Source organism: Pseudomonas sp. 13B_2.1_Bac1 (assembly GCF_025466155.1).
Classification (GTDB): Bacteria; Pseudomonadota; Gammaproteobacteria; order Pseudomonadales; family Pseudomonadaceae; genus Aquipseudomonas; species Aquipseudomonas aylmerensis.
Genome location: NZ_JANLOH010000092.1, coordinates 1 through 18,351, shown reverse-complemented (window position 1 = coordinate 18,351; position 18,351 = coordinate 1). Strand labels below are relative to the sequence as shown.

Below are 18,351 nucleotides of genomic sequence, written 5' to 3'. Positions count from 1 at the left end.
GTCAGGCTTGCTGGATCTGTTGCTTGGCCTGCTTCACCACATTCTCCACGGTAAAGCCAAACTTCTCCTGCAGCTTCGCCAACGGCGCCGACGCGCCGAAGCTGTTCATCACTACCTTGGCGCCGGTCTGGCCGACATAGCGGTCCCAACCCAGCGGGCCTGCCTGTTCGACCACGACGCGTGCTTTCACGGCGGGCGGCAATACACTGTCGCGGTAGGCCTGGTCCTGCTCTTCAAACAGTTCCCAGCTCGGCATCGAGACCACTTGCGCGGCGATCCCCTCAGCCTTGAGCTGCTCATAGGCCGCCACCGCCAGGCTGACTTCGCTGCCCGTCGCCAACAGCAGGACTTTGGGCTGCTCAGCCCCGGCCAGCACATACGCGCCCTTGGCCGCTCCGGATGCAGGCGCGTACTTTGACCGATCCAGCGTCGGCAGCGGCTGGCGCGACAACACCACGCAACTCGGACGATGGGTTTGTGCCAGGGCGACTTTCCACAGTTCGAGGGTTTCATTCGCATCGCCTGGGCGCAGGGTGAGCAACCCCGGTGTGGCGCGCAGTTGGGTCAAATGCTCGATGGGCTGGTGCGTCGGCCCGTCCTCGCCGACGCCAATCGAGTCGTGGGTGAACACGAACACCACCGGTAGCTCCATGATCGCTGCCAGGCGGATCGGCGGTTTCATGTAGTCACTGAACACCAGGAACGTCGAGGTGTACGGCCGCAGATAAGACAGCGCCATGCCATTGGCAATCGCGCCCATCGCATGCTCGCGGATGCCGAAATGCAGGTTGCGCCCGCTGTAGTCGTCGGCGCTGAAACGTCCGGCACCGTCGAAGGTGAGGTTGGTCTTGGTCGAGGGCGACAAGTCCGCCGAGCCACCGAGCAACCACGGGATCTGCTGGGCGAACGCGTTCAGCACTTCACCACCGGCGGCGCGGCTGGCTACTCCCTTGGCATCGGTGTCGAAGCTGGGCAAGCCGTCCTGCCAATGCTCGGGCATTTCACCGGCGCGCATGCGCTGCAGTTCATCGGCCAGCTCCGGCTCATATTGCTCCAGGTGCGTCAGGTGCTGCTTCCAGGCGTCATACAGTGGCCGGCTGCGCTCCAGCAGCGCATCACGCAGCACTGTGCGCGCTTCATCGGGCACCAGGAAACTGGAATCCTGCGGCCAGCCGTACGCGGCCTTGGTCAGGCGGATTTCCTCGTCGCCCAACGGCTCGCCATGCGCGGCGGCAGTGTTGTGCTTGTGGGGCGAGCCGTAGCCGATCACGCTGTCGACCACGATCAGGGTCGGTGCGCCGGTGTTGGCCTTGAAGGTCTCCAGGGCGGTGCTCAAGGCCTGCAAGTCATTTGCGTCGGTCACGTGCAAGGTGTGCCAGCCATAGGCCTGGAAGCGCTTGATCACGTCTTCGCTGAAGGCCAGTTCGGTATGGCCTTCGATGCTGATGGTGTTGTTGTCGTAGATCCAGCACAGGTTATCCAGCTTCAAGTGCCCGGCCATCGAGGCGGCTTCGCTGCTGATGCCTTCCATCATGTCGCCGTCACCGCACAGGGTGTAGACGTTGTAGTCGAACAACACCTTGCCATCGCGGTTGAAGCGTTGGCCCAGCCAGCGTTCGGCCATGGCCATGCCGACACTGTTGGCGCAGCCCTGGCCGAGGGGGCCGGTGGTGGTTTCCACGCCGGTGGTCATGCGGTACTCGGGATGGCCCGGGGTCTTGGAGCTCATTTGCCGGAACTGCTTGATGTCGTCCAGGCTGATCGCCGGTTGCCCCGAGCGCTTGCCATGCGCATCGATCTCGACCACGCCGGCCAGGTGCAACAGCGAATACAGCAGCATCGACGCATGCCCCACCGATAGCACGAAGCGGTCGCGGTTGGGCCAGTCGGGATGGTCCGGGTGGTAGCGCAGGAAGCGGCTCCACAACGTATACCCCACCGGCGCCAGGCCCATGGGCGTCCCCGGATGGCCGGAATTGGCCTTCTGCACAGCGTCCATGGCCAGGGTGCGAATAGTATTGATGCATTGGGTGTCGACAGCAGTGGCAGCGTGAGTCATGAAACCGGTCTCCCTCAGGGTGCGATCTACAGTGGAGGGCAGGGCACGGCAAAGGTTTGATCGCATCGCCGGCGTTGCGACGAACGGGGATGGTTTGACCCCGGACATGACAAGACCCCTTGGAATGGGCTAGCTTCAAGGCTGTAGCCATTGATCAACTTGCGGAGGTACGCCATGCCAGTGAAACACGACCTATACCAGGACTTGGGTTTTACCAAGGAAGTCGTTCACGAACGCAGGGCCAGCGACAAACGCCTGGACTCGCTGTTCAGTCAATACGACGCAGCCGACGCCGCGGTGCTGAAGGCGGAGTCTGCCAGTGCCAGCGATGAGGACGTGGAGAAGCTGAAGAAGAAACGCTTGTTGGTCAAAGATGAGATCGTGGGGCGGCTGGGATAAGCCGTGCGCTTGCAACGAAACGGTAATTTTTGTTCAGAATTGTCTGAGGGACATCTTCCACTTCGCTGCTTATGATGCCGACCGCCCACCCGGCTCTGGGGACTGTTGCGGCGCCAGGACGGCGCTGGTGAGCCGGGTGGGCACTCGGTCTTTTTATCCCAGCAGCGCGCGGGTGCAGTCATCGATAGAGCGCTTCTGCGTCTCGCCGTACAGCTGCAATTCATCGATTGTCTGGCGCCCCAGCGCCTTCTCGAACTCGGCCTTGTTCGAATTGGCTGCGTAGTGGCTCTGCGCCGCGTCCCCCAGGTTTGACTGAAATATCCCCGCCGCACTCACTGGCAGGAAATCCTCGTACACCAACGGTTCCACGTCCACATGACCGGCCGCGATCAGCGCTGGCAGCGTACGCGGCTGATCAGCGTGGCCGCGTGCCGCCAGGCCCTTGTCCGTGGCGAAGTAGCGGAAGTACGCCAGGTCGTGTTCGCGCATCTGCGCGTGGTCATCCGGGAAGGCCTGGAAGTGTTGCTCCATCAATTGCATATAGCGTGCGGCGTTGCCCTCATTGGGGAAAGCGCCGAGTGCGTCGCGAGCGGCGTTCAGCAGTTGGTCGTACAGCGCACGGCCCTTGGGGGTGAGGGCGACGCCGCGTTGTTCGATTTCACCGAAGCGCGCGCTGTGACTGCCTTGGGCGTCGGTGAAGGCGATGGGTTCGTCGAGGGCCTTGAAGCTGGTCTGGCGCAGCAGGATCGGGCAACGGCGGCGGGGTGGGCCTTCGATCACGGCCTTGGGGGTGATGCCCTTGCCGGGCATGGCGGCCTGCACCTGGTCGATGTCCAGCGTGCGCGGGGTCAGGTGGTTGATGTGCGGGCCCTTGAAGGCCACTACGTCGGCGATCAGGCGGTGCTGGTCGCTGAGTTGCTGGTACTGCGCGGCGGTGACGGTGGCGGTGTGGTGCCAGCGAAAGGTCTCCAGGGCCTGGCGGATGAAGGCCTGCGCATCGTTGGCGTCGAGGCCGCCGTCCTGCTCCGCTTGTTCGATCAGTGCGAGGGCGCCGGGGGTAAAGATCGCCCGCTTGGCCAGGGCCGCTTCGGCGAAGGCGCGCAGCTCAGGACTTTCGATCAGCTCCAGGCGCAGCAGCGAGGTGAATACGCGAAACGGGCTGGTTTGCAGCGCGCTTTCATGTACCGCGCGAAACGCCGTGGAATGCACCGGCACGCCGGCGGGCGTCAGGTCGTAGTAGCCCACCGGTTGCATGCCCATCACCGCAAACAGGCGGCTGATGGTCGCCAGCTCCGCAGCAGTGCCCAGGCGGATGGCGCCGTGACGCTCCTGGTCCAGGCGCTGGATTTCCCCGGTGCGCTGCAGCTGTTGCGCCAGGGCCGGTTCGCGCTCGAATACGCGGGTATTGGTCTCGGCCACCAGCTCCATCAGCGCCCCATACAGCGGAACTTCATCTCGGTACATATCGGACATGGCCTTGGAAAAGCCCTTGCGGATCTCGTCGGGGCTGACATGTGCGCTGGTGTGCATAGAAAAATTCCTGATGGCTTTGCCGATGAAGGTGACCGTTCGCTGGATTTTGTTGAGCTGCAGGTGAGGTTGCAAACGAAGATTCCTCTGGACTTCATTCTGCAAATGAATGAGATGACGCGAATATGACAAAAAACGGCCGGCTGGAAATTTCATTTTTCCGAGCCTTTCCTAACTAATTCTTCACGGAGTCAGCCCCGTCCGCCATGAAAGAATCGTCACGTTTGCAAGGATGAAAACGTCGTTTCGCACATCGCACACATAAAAATATGTTTAGGGGCCGTCGTTAATGAAAATTTCTACACTGGCGTTATCCATCACCGCCGCCGTTCTTGCACAACACGCATTGGCTGATGATTTCGGGCTCGGTTCGCTGGGCACGGGCAACGGTCACAGCGGCTTTCTCGAAGACAGCCACGCCGCCGTCAGTTCGCGGACCATGTACTACAGCGCGGATAACCGCTCGGGGACCAACAACGATCTGCGTGAAGCCGCGACATTGCTGCGCTTTGACTATAAATCCGGCTACACCCAAGGCACCCTGGGTGTCGGTTTCGACGTCATGGCCTTCGGCGCGCTGCGCCTGGACGGCGGCGATGGCCACACCGCAGGCCCTGGCCTGTCGGGTAATGGCAACAGTTTCTTCCCGACCAAGAACAACGGCACCGAGCCGGCCGATTCCTTTGGTCGTGCGGCCGGTAACGTGAAGTTCCGCATTTCCCAGACCGAGTTGCACGTCGGGGGTGGCTTGGCGCCGGTGTTGCCGATCCTGGTCTCCAACGACAGCCGCGTGGCACCGCAGACCTTTGACGGTGGCATCCTCACCTCCAGCGACATTCCCAACGTGACGTTCACCGGTGGTGAATTGAACCGCGCCGAAGGCCGTGCCTCCAGCAACTCCACAGGCTTGAGCGTTGCCGGTGGCCAGCGCGACAGCGACAGCTTCAAGTTCGGTGGGTTGGACTACAAGCCGTTTGGTTCTTCCGACAACGTCGTCGCGAAAAACCTGACGTTGCAGTACTACTACGCCCAACTGCAAGACTTCTACAAACAGAACTACTTCGGCCTGGTCCACGTGCTGCCGCTGGGCAATGACCAGTCGTTCAAGACCGACCTGCGCTACTTCGACAGCACCAGCGACGGCAAGAACGGCGAGAGCGGCTACCAGTTCAACAACAACGGCGGTTACGCCAAGCACGCCAACGAAGTCGACAACAAAACCTACAGTGCCGCCTTCACCTACCAGTTGGGCGGCAGCAGCCTGATGCTGGGCCACATTGGCGTGGGTGACGATGGCGGTTTTGTCTGGGTCAACCAGGGCAGCATCGCCGACCCGCACGCGCAAGGCGCCGGCGGCAGCGACTTCTACCTGTTCACCGACGCCGTGGTCGGCCAGTTCTCGCGTGCCGGCGAGCAGGTCAACTTCGGTCAGTACTCGTATGACTTCAAGGCTTATGTACCGGGCCTGAAGGCGTCCGTGGCGTACCTGGACGGCTCGGACATCAAGTCGAAGGTGGCCGGTGGTCCGGACCAGAAAGAAAACGAAACCGACTTCCGCCTGGACTACGTTGTGCAGGCCGGTCCTCTGAAAGGCTTCGGTACCACCTTCCGTACCGGTACCTACCACGGCAAAAACACCGGCACCGCCGGCCAGGACCAGACGCGCCTGATCTTCAACTACACGTACGCGATCTTCTAAGTCTTCATGTGCACCCGGGCGTCATTGGGTTCTACACTGCTCCTCACCTGGTAGGCGATGGAGGACCCAATGACGGCCACACCCAACACCCGAATACTGGACACGATTGAAGGCCAACGCCAGGCGACGCCGGATGCCGAACGTTGGCGCGAGTGGGGCCCCTATCTGAGCGAACGCCAATGGGGCACGGTGCGCGAAGACTACAGCGCCGATGGCGATGCCTGGACCTACTTCCCCCATGAACATGCACGCAGCCGCGCCTACCGCTGGGGCGAAGATGGGCTTGCCGGCTTCAGTGACAAGGCGCAACGCTGGTGCCTGGGCCTGGCCTTGTGGAACGAGCGCGACACGATCCTCAAGGAACGCCTGTTCGGCCTGAATAACGCCGAGGGCAACCACGGTGAAGACGTCAAGGAACTGTACTTTTTCGTCGATGGCGTACCGAGCCATGCCTACATGCGCATGCTCTACAAATACCCGCACGCAGCCTTTCCCTACGCTGACCTGACCGCCGAGAACGGGCGCCGCGGGTTGGACGATGCCGAGTATGAAATCCTCGATACCGGCGTGTTCGAAGACAACCGTTACTGCGACATCAGCGTCGAATACGCCAAGCACGCGCCCGACGACATCTTCATGCGCGTCACCGTCCACAACCGCTCCGAACAGCCAACCCGCTTGCAGGTATTGCCGCAACTGTGGGCGCGCAATGACTGGAGCTGGACCTTCGACGCGCCCAAGCCAGCGTTGACGCTGGACACTGATCGGGTACTGGCCCGGCATCACGAACTCGACGATCGCCATCTCAGCGCCTGGGGCCAGGAGGGGGTGGAATGGCTGTTCTGCGAAAACCAGACCAACTTTCCCAAGCTCGACGGGCAACCGACTGCGGGGCCGTTCAAGGATGGCATCAACGATTACGTGGTGGACGGCGTTGCCACGGCGATTCGCCGCGACGCCGGCACCAAGGTCGCCGCGCGGTTTAGCCTCGAACTCGCAGGCCTTGAGCATAAAACCCTGTACCTGCGTTTTGCCCCGACGGACGCGCCCGAGGTCAATGCGCGCAAGCTGTTCGACTTGCGCCGCCAGGAGACGGATGAGTTCTACGCCGCCTTGCAGCACGGCATCGCCGATGACGACGCGCGCAATGTGCAGCGCCAGGCGCTGGCCGGATTGCTGTGGTCCAAGCAGCTGTACTATTTTGATGTGAACCAGTGGCTCGACGGAGACCCGGCCCAGCCTGCGCCGCCGCCCGAACGCCTGCATTTTCGCAATACCCATTGGCGGCACCTGTCCAACTTCGACATTCTCTCCATGCCCGACACCTGGGAATACCCGTGGTACGCCTCCTGGGACCAGGGCTTCCAGGCCGTGGCCTTTGCGCTGATTGATCCCGGGTATGCCAAGCAACAATTGCTGCTGCTGGTAAAAGACCGGTTCATGCACCCCAATGGCCAGCTGCCGGCCTATGAGTGGCGGTTCGATGATGCCAATCCGCCGGTGCATGCCTGGGCCAGTTGGCGTGTGTATCAGCAGGACAAGGCGCTGACCGGCGTCGGCGATATGGATTTCCTCGAGCGAATCTTCCACAAGCTGCTGCTGAATTTTTCCTGGTGGGTCAACCGCAAGGACGCCGAGGGGCGCAACCTGTTCCAGGGCGGTTTCCTCGGCCTGGACAATATCGCCTTGTTCGACCGCTCGGCCGCGTTGCCGCCGGGCTATCAACTGGACCAGGCCGACGGTACGGCGTGGGTCGCAGCATATGCACTGGACCTGATGCGCATCGGGCTGGAGTTGGCCAAGCGCAACGTCGTCTATGTCGATATCGCGGTGAAGTTCTTCGAGCATTTCCTCTATATCGCCGGCGCGATCAACCGGGTCGATGACAGCGCCGAAGGGCTGTGGGACGAGCAGGACCGGTTTTTCTACGACGTGCTGCACCGTCCCGATGGCCAGAGCGAGCCGGTACGCCTGCGTTCGATTGTCGGCCTGATGCCTTTGTTCGCGGTGCTGGTGCTGGAGCAGCGCGAGCATGAGGGCCTTGAAGGTCTGCGCGAGCGCCTGCTGGGCTTCATGCACCACCGACCGGACCTGGCCAAGCTGGTGTCGCGCTGGAACGAACCGGGGCAGGGCAATCGCCTGTTGCTGGCTTTGTTGCGGGGCGAGCGCACCAAGGACTTGCTGCGGCGCATGCTCGATGACAACGAGTTTCTCTCGGCGTTTGGTGTGCGCTCCTTGTCCAAGGCCTTCGCCGAGCAGCCGCTGGGGCTGAAGATGAATGGCGACACCTTGTGCGCGCGCTACCAGCCTGGCGAATCCGATTCGCGCCTTTACGGCGGCAACTCCAACTGGCGCGGGCCGCTGTGGATGCCGGTGAACTACATGCTGATCGAATCGCTGCGCGAGTTTCACCGCTACTACGCGGATAACTTCTCCGTGGAGTACCCGACGGGCAGCGGTTATCTGGCGTCCCTTGAAGAAGTGGCCGACAGCCTCAGTCAACGTCTCACGCGCTTGTTTTTGCGCGATGAAGATGGCCTGCGCCCTTCGATGGCGGGCTATGCGCAATTGGAAGCAGACCCGGCCAGTCGCGACCTGGTGTTGTTCCATGAGTATTTCCATGGCGAAACCGGGCGGGGGTTGGGGGCGTCGCACCAGACGGGGTGGAGTGCGTTGGTGGCGTTGCTGCTGCAGCCGAAAATCTAGGCTGCGCCACTGATCTGCTTTTCTGTGGGAGCTGGCTTGCCTGCGATGGCGTCGGCACTGCCTGCATCAAGGTTGTCGGGTCCACCGCTTCCGCAGGCCAGCCAGTGCCCACATTGAAACTCCATGGCTTGCGAAATGGCAGGCAAAAATCCCGCCACCGAAAGGTCTGAATCAGGTAAATTCGCCACCCCTTCAGACAAGGATGTAGACGATGGCGAATGTTATCGCGCGGGTTTGCAGTGCAGGCCTATTGGGGGCACTGCTGATCACCTGCGCAATGTTGATCACTTCACTGTATCCCCGGGAAAGCGCTGCGGCGCCGCTGATGATGCATTGCCGCGATTGCGAGAAAGGTGACGACACCTTCGATGCGACAAAATGGTTCAGCAGCGGCATGTACCGCCTTGAAACGGATATTGTTCCCAACCCGATGCGGACGATGACTCGCACTCATCCGGTGGTCTTCAAAGCCAAGGACAATGACCAACTGGTCGAGGCCGCGCTGCGTGGAATCGGCGATGTGCTCCCATCCTTCGATCCCCGCGCGTTTGAAGCACAGTGGCCCGTGTTAACCAAGCGCGTACGTTACAGCTACAGCTTTTTTATGCTGCCCGATGAACCCCGGGACCTCTATGACATGTACTTGCAAGTGGGCAAATACAAGCTGGTGATCGTGGTTGGGCTTGACGTGAATACCGGTGAAATCACCGCCGAGTATGAAGGGCGTGTGATTCGTGAAAACGATGGTAATGACCCTGCGTACATGGACACGTTCGAAGAAATGGATGACGCCAACACCCGCTGACCGGGAGGCTGGCTGAACGAAAAATCCCGCCGAAAGGCGGGATTTTTTTGAGCGCGGGCTTATCAGGCCGGGAACAGCTCGCTCAGTTTCATGGCCAGCATCATGTCGCCTTCGGTGCGCAGCTTGCCGCTCATGAAGGCCTGCATGCCGTCGGTGTCGCCGCTGACGATGCCTTCCATGGTTTCGCCGTCGGTGACCAGGGTCACTTGGGCGTCAGGGTTTTCGCCTTCCAGCAGTTCGCAGGTTTTGTTCTTGACCACCAGCGAGAAGTTCTGGGTGTCGTCGATACGGAAACCGAACACCAGGTCCAGGCCGTCAGCAGCGGCTGGGTTGAATTTGGCTTTCATTGCTTCTACAGCTTTGGCTACGTCAGTCATGGTTTCGATCCTTTAGGGTAGAGTCCAGTGACCTTGGGGTCACGGTTGGCCGCAGTTCATCGGAACGTGATGAGCTGCGGCGCCTTCAACAGTTGCAAGTGGGTATGACTGTTGAAGGAAGCCAGTGCCACCTCGCGACCACGGAATTTCAGCTGGTTGAGCGAGGTGTTAACAATTTGCCAGTTCAGTTCGAAGGCCTGGGCCGCCGGCATTCGGGTTATCAGGTGGAGCAGGGCGGTGATGGTGCCGCCGGAGGTGAACACTGCAATCTTCTGTGCGTTGTCCGCCGCTTCCAGAATGCGTTGCAGGCCACCCTGGACCCGTTCGACGAAGCCCAGCCAGCTTTCCAGGCCCGGCGGATCATAGGTGCCGGCCAGCCAGCGCTCGATGATCAGGGCGAAGATGCGCTGGAATTCGCTGCGGTTCTGCGCGGCGTTGCGCAGGATCTCCAGGGCTTCGGGTTCGGTGGTGAGCAGGTCGGGAAGCAGGGCGCGGATAATCGCGTCGGCGTCGAATTCGTTGAAGGCGCTGTCGATTTCCAGAGCCGGTACCGGCAGGCCGAGGGCGCTGTACTGATCGAAGGCGGCCGTGGCGGTGTGCTGCTGGCGGCGCAGGTCGCCCGCCACGCAGCGGTCGAACACCAGGCCCAGGTCCGCCAGGTGGCGCCCGAGCACTTGCGCTTGTTCCACGCCGACGGGCGACAGGACGTCATAGTCGTCTGCACCGAAGGAGGCCTGGCCATGTCGAATCAGATAGATGCTGCCCACGTCCGTTTTCCCGGTACGTTGAAAGTCTGGCGAGGTTATGAGGATGCCAGGGAGCTGTCAATGAAAAAACATACGCTTGTTTTAAAAGCTCGTTAGAGGCCGCTTACTGGCGGTTTGATCACTGGCCCGAACGCGGTGCCGCCGGTATGCTGGGGCAATCCGCGCCTGGCGCACTGCACTTGTAAGGAGTCACATGGATTTTTTGGCCGAATACGCGAGTTTCCTGGCGAAGACCGTCACCCTGGTGGTCGCTATTCTGGTGGTATTGATCAGCTTCGCGGCGCTGCGCAGCAAAGGCCGTCGCAAATCCGCCGGACAGCTGCAGGTCAGCAAACTGAATGATTTCTACAAGGGCCTGCGCGAGCGCCTGGAGTCGAGCCTGCTCGACAAGGACCAGCTCAAGGCCCTGCGCAAGTCCGAGAGCAAGACCGAAAAGAAGAAAGGCAAGAAGAAACCCGAGGCCAAGCCACGGGTGTTCGTGCTGGATTTCGACGGCGACATCAAGGCCTCGGCCACCGAGAGCCTGCGCCACGAAATCACTGCCTTGCTGAGCCTGGCCACCCCGAAGGACGAAGTGGTGCTGCGCCTGGAAAGCGGCGGCGGCATGGTCCACAGCTATGGCCTGGCGTCGTCGCAACTGGCGCGTATCCGTCAGGCGGGCGTGCCATTGACCGTGTGCATCGACAAGGTCGCGGCCAGCGGCGGCTACATGATGGCGTGCATCGGCGAGAAGATCATCAGCGCACCGTTCGCGATCCTCGGCTCCATCGGCGTGGTGGCGCAGTTGCCCAACGTCAATCGCCTGCTGAAGAAACACGACATCGACTTTGAAGTACTGACCGCCGGTGAGTACAAGCGCACCCTCACGGTGTTTGGCGAAAACACCGAGAAGGGCCGCGAGAAGTTCCAGGAAGATCTGGACATCACCCATCAACTGTTCAAGAACTTCGTCTCGCGCTATCGCCCGCAATTGGCGATTGATGAGGTGGCGACCGGAGAAGTGTGGCTGGGTGTTGCAGCGTTGGACAAGCAACTGGTCGACGAGCTGCAGACCAGCGACGAATACCTGGCTACCAAGGCCAAGACCGCCGAGGTATTCCACCTGCACTACGCCGAGCGCAAGAGCCTGCAAGAGCGAGTGGGCCTGGCGGCAAGCGGCTCGGTGGACCGTGTGCTGCTGACCTGGTGGAGCCGGTTGACCCAGCAGCGTTTCTGGTAACGCCGAAATTTGGGTAATTCCCCTGTGGGAGCGGGCTTGCCCGCGATAGCGATGTACCAGTCGATACCTCTACCGACTGAACTGGCGCCATCGCGGGCAAGCCCGCTCCCACATTCAGTTCTGCGTTAGCACGCGGGCCTGTTGCACCACAGGAATCGGCTTTCGCATCAGCATCCCCACCACCAACGCGCCCAGCAGGCCCAACAACCCTGCCACCCACAGCACCGCGCCGAACCCGCCGACAAACGCCTGCCGCGCCAGTGGTTGTGCCACCGCCCGTGCCGTCTGCGGCAACAAGCCCATCGCCGCCGGCATGTCCCCGGCCACCACCCGCGAGGCAATTCCCGCTAGCTGCGCCTGCCACTGGCTGTCGAGACTCGCACGCAGCAGTTGCTCGCTGTGGCTGCTCAGCAATGCCCCGTACACGCCAATCGCCAGCATGATCGCGCTGAAACGCATGGTAGTGCTCATGCCCGAGGCCATGCCGGCACGGTCTCGTGGCACGCAGGCCATGATGTTTTTTTGCGTGTCGCCATTCAGCAGGCCCGCTCCGGCGCCCGTGACCGCAATGGCCAGGGCGAAGGGCAGGTAACCACCGATGTTCACCGCCCAGGCGCTCAGCAAATTGCCGCTGCCGACCAACGCGAGTCCCGTCGCCATCATCGTCGACGGGGTAAAACGGCTGGCCAGGCGTGCGCCAATCCTTGGGCAGATCAACATCGTCAGGGCAAAGGGCAGCATGCCCAGCCCTGAAGCAATCGCGGAAAAGCCCAGGCCGTTCTGCAGGTAGAACGGCAGCAGCGTCATCATCACCTGGGCGCAGCCGGCATAGGCAAACATCCCCAGCAGCGCGCCGATGAAGCGCGGATGCCGGAACAGTTGCAGGTCGACCATCGGCCGTTGTTGCAGGCGTTCGACGAGGACAAATGCAGCCAGCAAGGCTGCGCCGCCCAGTAGCCGCGCATAGGTCAGCGGGTTGTCCCAGCCGATGCGGTTGGCCTCGATCAGGCCCCAGATCAAACACAGCAAGCTTGCGCTGAAGGTCAGGCTGCCCCACGGGTCGAGGCGTGCAGACTGTGTGTCACGCGACTCTGGAATGGCGCGCAGCACCAGGCTCATCAACACCAGGCCCACGGGCAGGTTGAGGTAGAAGATCCAGCGCCAGCCCAGGTATTCGGTGATCAGGCCGCCCAGCGTCGGCGCGGCGGTCATCGCCACGCCCATGCAGGCGCCCCAGAAGGCCCAGGCCTTGGCGCGCTCGACCTCGTCGTGGAAGGTGTGGCCGATGGAGGCCAGCGCCGAGGTCAACAGCAGGGCTGCGCCGACACCTTTGACGGCCCGCGCGATATCCAGCCACAGCGCAGTGGGCGCCGCGCCGCAGCCGAGAGAGGCCAGGATGAAAATCCCCAGGCCCCAGACCAGGGTCTTCTTGCGACCAAAGCGGTCGGCGATGCTGCCGGCTGGCAACAGCAGGGCGGCGAACGCGAGCATGTAGGCGCTGACCACCCATTCGATATCGGCAAAGTTCGCCCCCAGGTCGCGGGCGATGCTCGGCAGGGTCACGGCGACGATGTTGGTGTCGAGCACAATCAGCGAACAGACCCCGGAGGCGGTCAGCAAGGTAAACCGTGGGCTGGCGGTGCTCATGGCTGCACCGCCGCCAGCGCCGCCTGGGCAATCTGTTCATCGTGGGCCGGGGTGTCGGCGCTGATGCCGAGGGCGCCCACGACCTGGCCTTCGAGGATGATCGGCAGCGCGCCTTTCATCATCAGCAGGCCGGCTGTGACGGCCGCCGGGCGCCCACCGTTGATGGCATTTTCGAGGTCGGCCGAAGGCCGTTTGAACAGCGCCGAGGTGCGCGCCTTGCCTTGGGCCAACTCGATCCCGGCGACTACCGGCGCACCGTCCATGCGCGTGGTGAGAATCGGCCAGCCGCCGTCGTCGACAATTGCCAGCGCGCAGGGCCAACCGTTATCCGCGGCGACTTTACGTGCCTGCGCCGCAATCTGCTGGGCCGTGGCCAGGGGCAGTGTTGCCTTGTGGGCAACGCTGGCGGGTGGTTCGTTCGCCATCGCCGCGGGGGCGAGGCTCAGGCCGGTCAATACCAGTACCAGCGATTTGACTAACATAAGCGGGTCTCTCTACTGTGAGCGTGCGCCTAGCTTATCTTCGGTCCACCGTAGCTTTATTAGGTGCCAGTGTGATCTTCATTACCTTTGAGCTAATCCTGCGATGGAAATACGTCATTTCCGCTATTTCCTGGCGGTTGCCCGGCACCGAAACTTCACCCGCGCGGCGGAGCAGTTGGGCATTGCACCGCCGACGCTGAGTCGGCAAATCCAGGACATGGAGGCGACCCTGGGCACGCGCCTGTTTGTCCGCCAGCAACGCGAAGTCAGCCTCACCGAGGCGGGTGCGGCGCTGTTGATCGAGGCCGAGGCGACCGTGCGCCAGTTCGAGTTCGCCCAGCGCAATGCCCAGCGCGCCGGCCGTGGCGAGATCGGTCATATCGAATTGGGCTATGTGGCGTCGGCGGTGTATTCGGGCCTGTTGCAGCGGCAAATCCAGGCGTTCAGCCAGGTATTTCCGGATGTCAGCGTGAACGTGCGCGAATGTGCGATGGCGTCGTTGCCTGGCGCGGTAGCGGATGGACGTGTCGATATCGGCTATATCCGCTCGCCCATGACCCTGCCGGAGGGTGTCGAGGCGGTACGCCTGGACAGTGAAGGGTTTGTATTGGCGCTGCCGCAGGACTCCTGGCTGCTGGGGCTGAAGGCCATCGGTTGCGAGCACCTGCAAAACGAGACGTTCATCTTGCCGGAGCAAATCAGCGGTACCTTGCAGGTGGCGGCGCAAGGCGGCTATGCACTGCGCCTCGGGCCGCAGCCCGGCGGATTGGTGGCGGTGGTGGCGCTGGTGTCACTCGGGCAGGGCGTGGCGGTGGTGCCGGCGTCAATGGTCGGGCATGTGAGTTTGCCAGGCGTGGTGTACCGCAGCATCCAGGGCAGTGACGCGTCGTCGTGGCTGTCGCTGATTCACCGGCGCTTCGAAAAAGCGCCGGCGGTGGCGCGGTACATCCAGCAGGTCAAGCAGACAGTCGCGGCTGTACCGAATCGGCCAGGCGCGTAAGGATCAGGCAGCACGACACGGCCCCGGCATCCAGCACGCCGAGGGAGCGTTCGCCCAGGCGACTGGCGCGGCCGATCTTCGCCACCAGGTCCTTGGTCGAATCGCGGCCCTGTGATGCGGCGGCTTTCATCGCGTCCAGTGCGTCGCTGAAGGCGGCCCCCGAGGCATGCGCCCGCTCAAAGGCTTCGACGGCCGGGATCAAGGTATCCATCAGGCACTTGTCGCCCACACCCGCTTCGGTAATGTCCTGCAACGAGGTCAAGCCGCCGCGCAGCAAATGAGCAAAGGTTGCGGCGTCGATGTCGTCGCTGTTGCGCACTTCATCGGCCATGCCAATGAACAGGCTGCCGTACAGTGGGCCCATGGAGCCGCCGATGCCTTCCATCAGGCTGAGGGTCAGTTCGTCGAGTGCTTCGGCCAGGGTCAGTTGGCGGCCTTCGATGGTGCGCCCGCAATGGGCGAACCCCTTGGCCATGTTGATGCCATGGTCGCCATCGCCAATGGCACCGTCGACTTCGCTGAGGTATTCGCGGTTGGCCACGATCACGCTGACCAGGTCGGCGACGATGGCGCTGCCGTCACGGGTGGAAAAATGCTGGCTCATGGTTCACTCCGCCTGGGTCATGCCGATGGAACGGCAGGGTTGGTCGATCAGGGTTTTCAACTCGGCGTCGAGGCCGAGCAAGGTCAGGGTCACGCCCATCATCTCAAGGGACGTGAAGTAGTTGCCGACATAGCAGCGGTGAATCTTCAAGCCTTTGGCCTTGAGCTGTTTTTCGACCTCGGCATAGAAAATATACAACTCCATGACCGGCGTGGCGCCCAGGCCCGAGACCAGCACCACCACGCTGTCGTCCTGGCTGAAGTCACGGTCGGCGAGGATCGGCGCGAGCATGCGTTCGGCCATGGCTGCGGCCGGTTCGATCGGAACCACTTCGATACCCGGTTCGCCATGATGGCCGATGCCCAGTTCCATCTGGCCGTCGGGGATCTGGAAGTTCGGCTTGCCCACTGCGGCAATGGTGCACGGTGTGAGGCCGATACCAATCGAGCGGCAGTGGTCGACGGTTTTCTGCGCGACCCGGATCACCCCGTCCAGGTCGTAGTGCTGGGCCGCAGCGGCGCCGCCGATCTTCCACATGAAGATCTCCCCGGCCACGCCACGGCGCTTGGCAATGTCGGCCTTGGGCGCGGATGCCACGTCATCGTTGGCGACCACGGTGCGGATACGCATGTCTTTGCTGGCGGCCATTTTCATCGCCAGCTTCACGTTCATGTTATCGCCGGCATAGTTGCCGTAGAGGCAGGCTACGCCGGCGCCCTGGTCAGCGGCGCGGAACGCGTCGAAAAAACTCTTGGCGGTGGGCGAGGAGAAGATCTCGCCGACGGCTACCGCATCCACCAGGCCTGGGCCGACATAACCGAGAAAGGCCGGTTCATGCCCCGAGCCGCCGCCGGTGACAATGCCGACGCTGCCTTGGGCCGAAGGCCTGGCCTTGACGATGACCCGAGGGTTGGCCTCGTATTGGCGCAGTTCGGGGTGCGCGACCAGAATACCGCGCAGCATGTCCTCGACCACTTGGTCCGGATCGTTGATGACTCGATTCATAACGCGGGTTCCTGTGCTCTTGTTCTAGTGGGCAACATGGATCAACACCAGGGCGTGTTCGCCTGTGGGTCAGGGTTCCAGGACTACCTTCAGCGATTTGTCGCCGCGCTCCATCACTGCGAACGCTTCCTTGAAGTCTGCCAGCGCAAACTTGTGGGTCACCACGTCGCGCATGTCGATCTTGCGGTTGCCGATGAAGTCGATGGCGCGCGGGTACATGTACGGGCCCAGGTGCGAGCCCAGCACGTCCAGTTCCTTGCGGTCGCCAATGATCGACCAGTCCACCGTGGCTTCGTCATTGAACACGCTGAACTCGACGAAACGCCCCAGCTTGCGCAGCATCGCCAGGCCCTGGTTCACGGCCTTGTGGTGCCCGGTGGCCTCGATGTAAATGTCGCAACCGTAGCCCTCGGTGATCTCGCGGATCTTCGCCAGTACATCGACCTCGGCCGGGTTCCACACCTCGTCGGCGCCCATGCGCAAGGCAAGGGCAGCGCGTTCGGGCTTCATGTCCAGCACGATGAGCTTTTTCGGATTGCGCATGCGCACCGCGCCGATGATCCCCAGGCCCAGGGTGCCCGCACCTGCGACCACCACCACATCGTCGAAATCCACATTCGCGCGTTCCGCCGCGTGCAGCGAACACGCCAACGGTTCGATCAGTATTGCTTCGTCGGGGGCGATGGAGTCTGGCACTTTGTGGATGATGCCTTCCTTGGTAAAGATCATGTACTGGGCCATGGCGCCCTGCACATTGTTCTGGAAGCCATAGAGGTCATGCTTCTGGCACATCCAGTATTGGCCGTGGTTGCAGAAGCGACAGCCCCAGCACGGCACGATCTGCTCGGAGATCACCCGGTCGCCGACCGCCACGCCACGTTTCTCCGCGCCAGGGCCCAGGGCAACCACACGGCAGACGAATTCATGGCCGGGAATCATCGGCGGTTTCACATAGCGGGGTTGCTCGGCGTCACCCCAGAACGAGGGGGCGCCGCGATAGGTCTTGATATCGCCCATGCAGATGCCGCACAGCTCGACTTTGGTAAGAATCTCGTCGGGGCCGGGCGTGGGCACGTCGACGGTTTCCAGGCGGTAATCTTCAGGGCCGTGACAGACCACGGCCTGCATGGTTTTCGGGATGACCGGTGACAGTTGTTCGGGGGTGCGTTCGGTGACGGTGGACATGACAAAACCTCACGACAAAAAATGAATTACTGAATGCTGTAGCCGCCGTCGATCACCATGTTGGCGCCGGTGACCATCTGCGCGGCGTCGCTGAGCAGGTACAACGCCAGCCCGGCGATTTCCTCCGGCTGGGCAAAACGGCCCGCCGGGATCTGCAATTTGGCTTTTTCGCCGACTTCACCGGCCCAGGCTTTTTTGCCCAGCGCGGTCTCGACGATGGTCGGGGAGATGGCGTTGACGTTGATGTGCGGCGCCCATTCCATCGCCAATACCTTGGTCATGCCGACAATGGCCGCTTTGCTCGCGCAGTAGGCGACGTGGCGGTCCAGGCCAATCACGGCAGCCTGCGAAGCAAGGTTGACGATGCGCCCGCCGCCGTTGGCGAGCATGTGCTTGGCGCAGGCCTGGGCGACAAAAAAGCTCGCCTTGAGGTTGATGTCCAGGGTGGTGTCCCACGCGCTTTCGCTGACATCAATAGCCTTGTCCAGGAGCGCCACGCCGGCGCTGTTGATCAGGTAATCAAGGCGTTGGAAGTGTTCGAATACGCTATCGACGGTGGTTTGTATCTGGCCGATCTGGCTGAGATCAACGGCAATGCCCAAGTGCCCGGCGCCTAGGCTGGCGGCCACTTCAGCCACGGCGGGGGCGCGGTCGAGCAACGCCACGCGGGCGCCGCGTTCCGCCAGCAGGGTGGCGCAGGCCAGGCCGATCCCGGCGGCGCCACCGGTGATCACTGCGCACCGGCCGGTGAGGTCGAAGGCTTGGTTCCAGAATCCAGACATGCATGACTCCTCTATCGAAAGCGCTGGAGATCCAATGTGGGAGCTGGGGTGGCGGGGGTGGGGGGGGGTGCGGGTCCGGTGTTGT

At 62.3% G+C, this 18,351-nt stretch carries 16 protein-coding genes; 6 read left to right on the top strand and 10 right to left on the bottom strand.

The window, feature by feature from the left end; all coding sequences use genetic code 11:
• Window position 1: 1 nt before the first annotated feature.
• The gene (tkt, locus tag NTD80_RS22705; protein WP_201144997.1) at window positions 2–2,059 is read right to left on the bottom strand and encodes a transketolase; all 2,058 of its coding nucleotides are present in this window, start codon (window positions 2,057–2,059) and stop codon (window positions 2–4) included.
• Window positions 2,060–2,233: 174 nt separating this feature from the next.
• On the opposite strand from tkt, the gene NTD80_RS22700 reads away from it, so the two are divergent.
• Window positions 2,234–2,458 carry a DUF465 domain-containing protein gene (locus tag NTD80_RS22700; RefSeq protein ID WP_065907703.1) on the top strand — a complete coding sequence of 75 codons (225 nt, stop codon included), beginning with the start codon at window positions 2,234–2,236 and terminating at the stop codon, window positions 2,456–2,458.
• Window positions 2,459–2,611: 153 nt separating this feature from the next.
• Here NTD80_RS22700 and NTD80_RS22695 read toward each other — a convergent pair whose 3' ends face one another.
• The gene (locus NTD80_RS22695) at window positions 2,612–3,988 is read right to left on the bottom strand and encodes a VOC family protein (RefSeq protein WP_262135086.1); all 1,377 of its coding nucleotides are present in this window, start codon (window positions 3,986–3,988) and stop codon (window positions 2,612–2,614) included.
• Between the two features lie 289 nt (window positions 3,989–4,277).
• On the opposite strand from NTD80_RS22695, the gene NTD80_RS22690 reads away from it, so the two are divergent.
• The 3 genes from NTD80_RS22690 to NTD80_RS22680 all read left to right on the top strand — a co-directional run bounded on the left by NTD80_RS22690 (window position 4,278) and on the right by NTD80_RS22680 (window position 9,198).
• Window positions 4,278–5,687: an OprD family porin gene (locus NTD80_RS22690; protein ID WP_262135085.1), complete on the top strand. Its 1,410-nt coding sequence runs from the start codon at window positions 4,278–4,280 to the stop codon at window positions 5,685–5,687.
• A gap of 69 nt (window positions 5,688–5,756) precedes the next feature.
• Window positions 5,757–8,393 (top strand): MGH1-like glycoside hydrolase domain-containing protein, encoded by a 2,637-nt coding sequence (locus NTD80_RS22685; protein WP_262135084.1) that lies wholly within the window; start codon window positions 5,757–5,759, stop codon window positions 8,391–8,393.
• 211 nt (window positions 8,394–8,604) lie between these two features.
• A complete protein-coding gene (locus NTD80_RS22680; protein ID WP_262135083.1) occupies window positions 8,605–9,198 on the top strand; it encodes a hypothetical protein in 594 nt (197 codons plus the stop codon).
• Window positions 9,199–9,260: 62 nt separating this feature from the next.
• On the opposite strand, the gene NTD80_RS22675 is transcribed toward NTD80_RS22680, so the two are convergent.
• Both NTD80_RS22675 and NTD80_RS22670 read right to left on the bottom strand, forming a co-directional pair.
• Window positions 9,261–9,575, bottom strand: coding sequence for an SCP2 sterol-binding domain-containing protein (locus NTD80_RS22675; RefSeq protein WP_262135081.1), 315 nt, complete (start codon window positions 9,573–9,575; stop codon window positions 9,261–9,263).
• A 56-nt stretch (window positions 9,576–9,631) separates the two neighbouring features.
• A complete protein-coding gene (locus tag NTD80_RS22670; protein ID WP_065907710.1) occupies window positions 9,632–10,342 on the bottom strand; it encodes a histidine phosphatase family protein in 711 nt (236 codons plus the stop codon).
• Window positions 10,343–10,535: 193 nt separating this feature from the next.
• On the opposite strand from NTD80_RS22670, the gene sohB reads away from it, so the two are divergent.
• Window positions 10,536–11,561, top strand: a complete 1,026-nt coding sequence (gene sohB, locus NTD80_RS22665; protein WP_064451952.1) for a protease SohB — start codon at window positions 10,536–10,538, stop codon at window positions 11,559–11,561.
• A 114-nt stretch (window positions 11,562–11,675) separates the two neighbouring features.
• Here sohB and NTD80_RS22660 read toward each other — a convergent pair whose 3' ends face one another.
• Window positions 11,676–13,208, bottom strand: a complete 1,533-nt coding sequence (locus NTD80_RS22660; RefSeq protein ID WP_262135079.1) for an MFS transporter — start codon at window positions 13,206–13,208, stop codon at window positions 11,676–11,678.
• Entirely contained in the window at window positions 13,205–13,690 is a 486-nt protein-coding gene (locus NTD80_RS22655) for a GlcG/HbpS family heme-binding protein (protein ID WP_410017427.1), read from the bottom strand. Before NTD80_RS22655 ends, NTD80_RS22660 begins: the two co-directional genes overlap by 4 nt.
• Window positions 13,691–13,793: 103 nt before the next feature.
• On the opposite strand from NTD80_RS22655, the gene NTD80_RS22650 reads away from it, so the two are divergent.
• Window positions 13,794–14,690, top strand: a complete 897-nt coding sequence (locus NTD80_RS22650) for a LysR family transcriptional regulator (RefSeq protein WP_262135078.1) — start codon at window positions 13,794–13,796, stop codon at window positions 14,688–14,690.
• On the opposite strand, the gene dhaL is transcribed toward NTD80_RS22650, so the two are convergent.
• From dhaL to NTD80_RS22630, 4 genes are all read right to left on the bottom strand, one after another.
• Window positions 14,647–15,294, bottom strand: a complete 648-nt coding sequence (gene dhaL / locus NTD80_RS22645) for a dihydroxyacetone kinase subunit DhaL (protein ID WP_120448870.1) — start codon at window positions 15,292–15,294, stop codon at window positions 14,647–14,649. The genes NTD80_RS22650 and dhaL overlap by 44 nt on opposite strands.
• A 3-nt stretch (window positions 15,295–15,297) precedes the next feature.
• Window positions 15,298–16,299 carry a dihydroxyacetone kinase subunit DhaK gene (locus NTD80_RS22640; RefSeq protein ID WP_065907721.1) on the bottom strand — a complete coding sequence of 334 codons (1,002 nt, stop codon included), beginning with the start codon at window positions 16,297–16,299 and terminating at the stop codon, window positions 15,298–15,300.
• Window positions 16,300–16,368: 69 nt separating this feature from the next.
• On the bottom strand, window positions 16,369–17,484 hold the full coding sequence (locus tag NTD80_RS22635) for an MDR/zinc-dependent alcohol dehydrogenase-like family protein (RefSeq protein ID WP_065907723.1): 1,116 nt from the start codon (window positions 17,482–17,484) through the stop codon (window positions 16,369–16,371).
• 26 nt (window positions 17,485–17,510) lie between these two features.
• Window positions 17,511–18,266 carry an SDR family oxidoreductase gene (locus tag NTD80_RS22630; protein ID WP_262135077.1) on the bottom strand — a complete coding sequence of 252 codons (756 nt, stop codon included), beginning with the start codon at window positions 18,264–18,266 and terminating at the stop codon, window positions 17,511–17,513.
• Between the last annotated feature and the right edge of the window lie 85 nt (window positions 18,267–18,351).

What these genes read in the sequence shown, in the direction of transcription:
- tkt (WP_201144997.1), bottom strand. Translation starts at nt 2,059, where the DNA reads ATGACTCACGCTGCCACTGCTGTCGACACCCAATGCATCAATACTATT.
- NTD80_RS22700 (WP_065907703.1), top strand. Translation starts at nt 2,234, where the DNA reads ATGCCAGTGAAACACGACCTATACCAGGACTTGGGTTTTACCAAGGAA.
- NTD80_RS22695 (WP_262135086.1), bottom strand. Translation starts at nt 3,988, where the DNA reads ATGCACACCAGCGCACATGTCAGCCCCGACGAGATCCGCAAGGGCTTT.
- NTD80_RS22690 (WP_262135085.1), top strand. Translation starts at nt 4,278, where the DNA reads ATGAAAATTTCTACACTGGCGTTATCCATCACCGCCGCCGTTCTTGCA.
- NTD80_RS22685 (WP_262135084.1), top strand. Translation starts at nt 5,757, where the DNA reads ATGACGGCCACACCCAACACCCGAATACTGGACACGATTGAAGGCCAA.
- NTD80_RS22680 (WP_262135083.1), top strand. Translation starts at nt 8,605, where the DNA reads ATGGCGAATGTTATCGCGCGGGTTTGCAGTGCAGGCCTATTGGGGGCA.
- NTD80_RS22675 (WP_262135081.1), bottom strand. Translation starts at nt 9,575, where the DNA reads ATGACTGACGTAGCCAAAGCTGTAGAAGCAATGAAAGCCAAATTCAAC.
- sohB (WP_064451952.1), top strand. Translation starts at nt 10,536, where the DNA reads ATGGATTTTTTGGCCGAATACGCGAGTTTCCTGGCGAAGACCGTCACC.
- NTD80_RS22660 (WP_262135079.1), bottom strand. Translation starts at nt 13,208, where the DNA reads ATGAGCACCGCCAGCCCACGGTTTACCTTGCTGACCGCCTCCGGGGTC.
- NTD80_RS22655 (WP_410017427.1), bottom strand. Translation starts at nt 13,690, where the DNA reads ATGTTAGTCAAATCGCTGGTACTGGTATTGACCGGCCTGAGCCTCGCC.
- NTD80_RS22650 (WP_262135078.1), top strand. Translation starts at nt 13,794, where the DNA reads ATGGAAATACGTCATTTCCGCTATTTCCTGGCGGTTGCCCGGCACCGA.
- dhaL (WP_120448870.1), bottom strand. Translation starts at nt 15,294, where the DNA reads ATGAGCCAGCATTTTTCCACCCGTGACGGCAGCGCCATCGTCGCCGAC.
- NTD80_RS22640 (WP_065907721.1), bottom strand. Translation starts at nt 16,299, where the DNA reads ATGAATCGAGTCATCAACGATCCGGACCAAGTGGTCGAGGACATGCTG.
- NTD80_RS22635 (WP_065907723.1), bottom strand. Translation starts at nt 17,484, where the DNA reads ATGTCCACCGTCACCGAACGCACCCCCGAACAACTGTCACCGGTCATC.
- NTD80_RS22630 (WP_262135077.1), bottom strand. Translation starts at nt 18,266, where the DNA reads ATGTCTGGATTCTGGAACCAAGCCTTCGACCTCACCGGCCGGTGCGCA.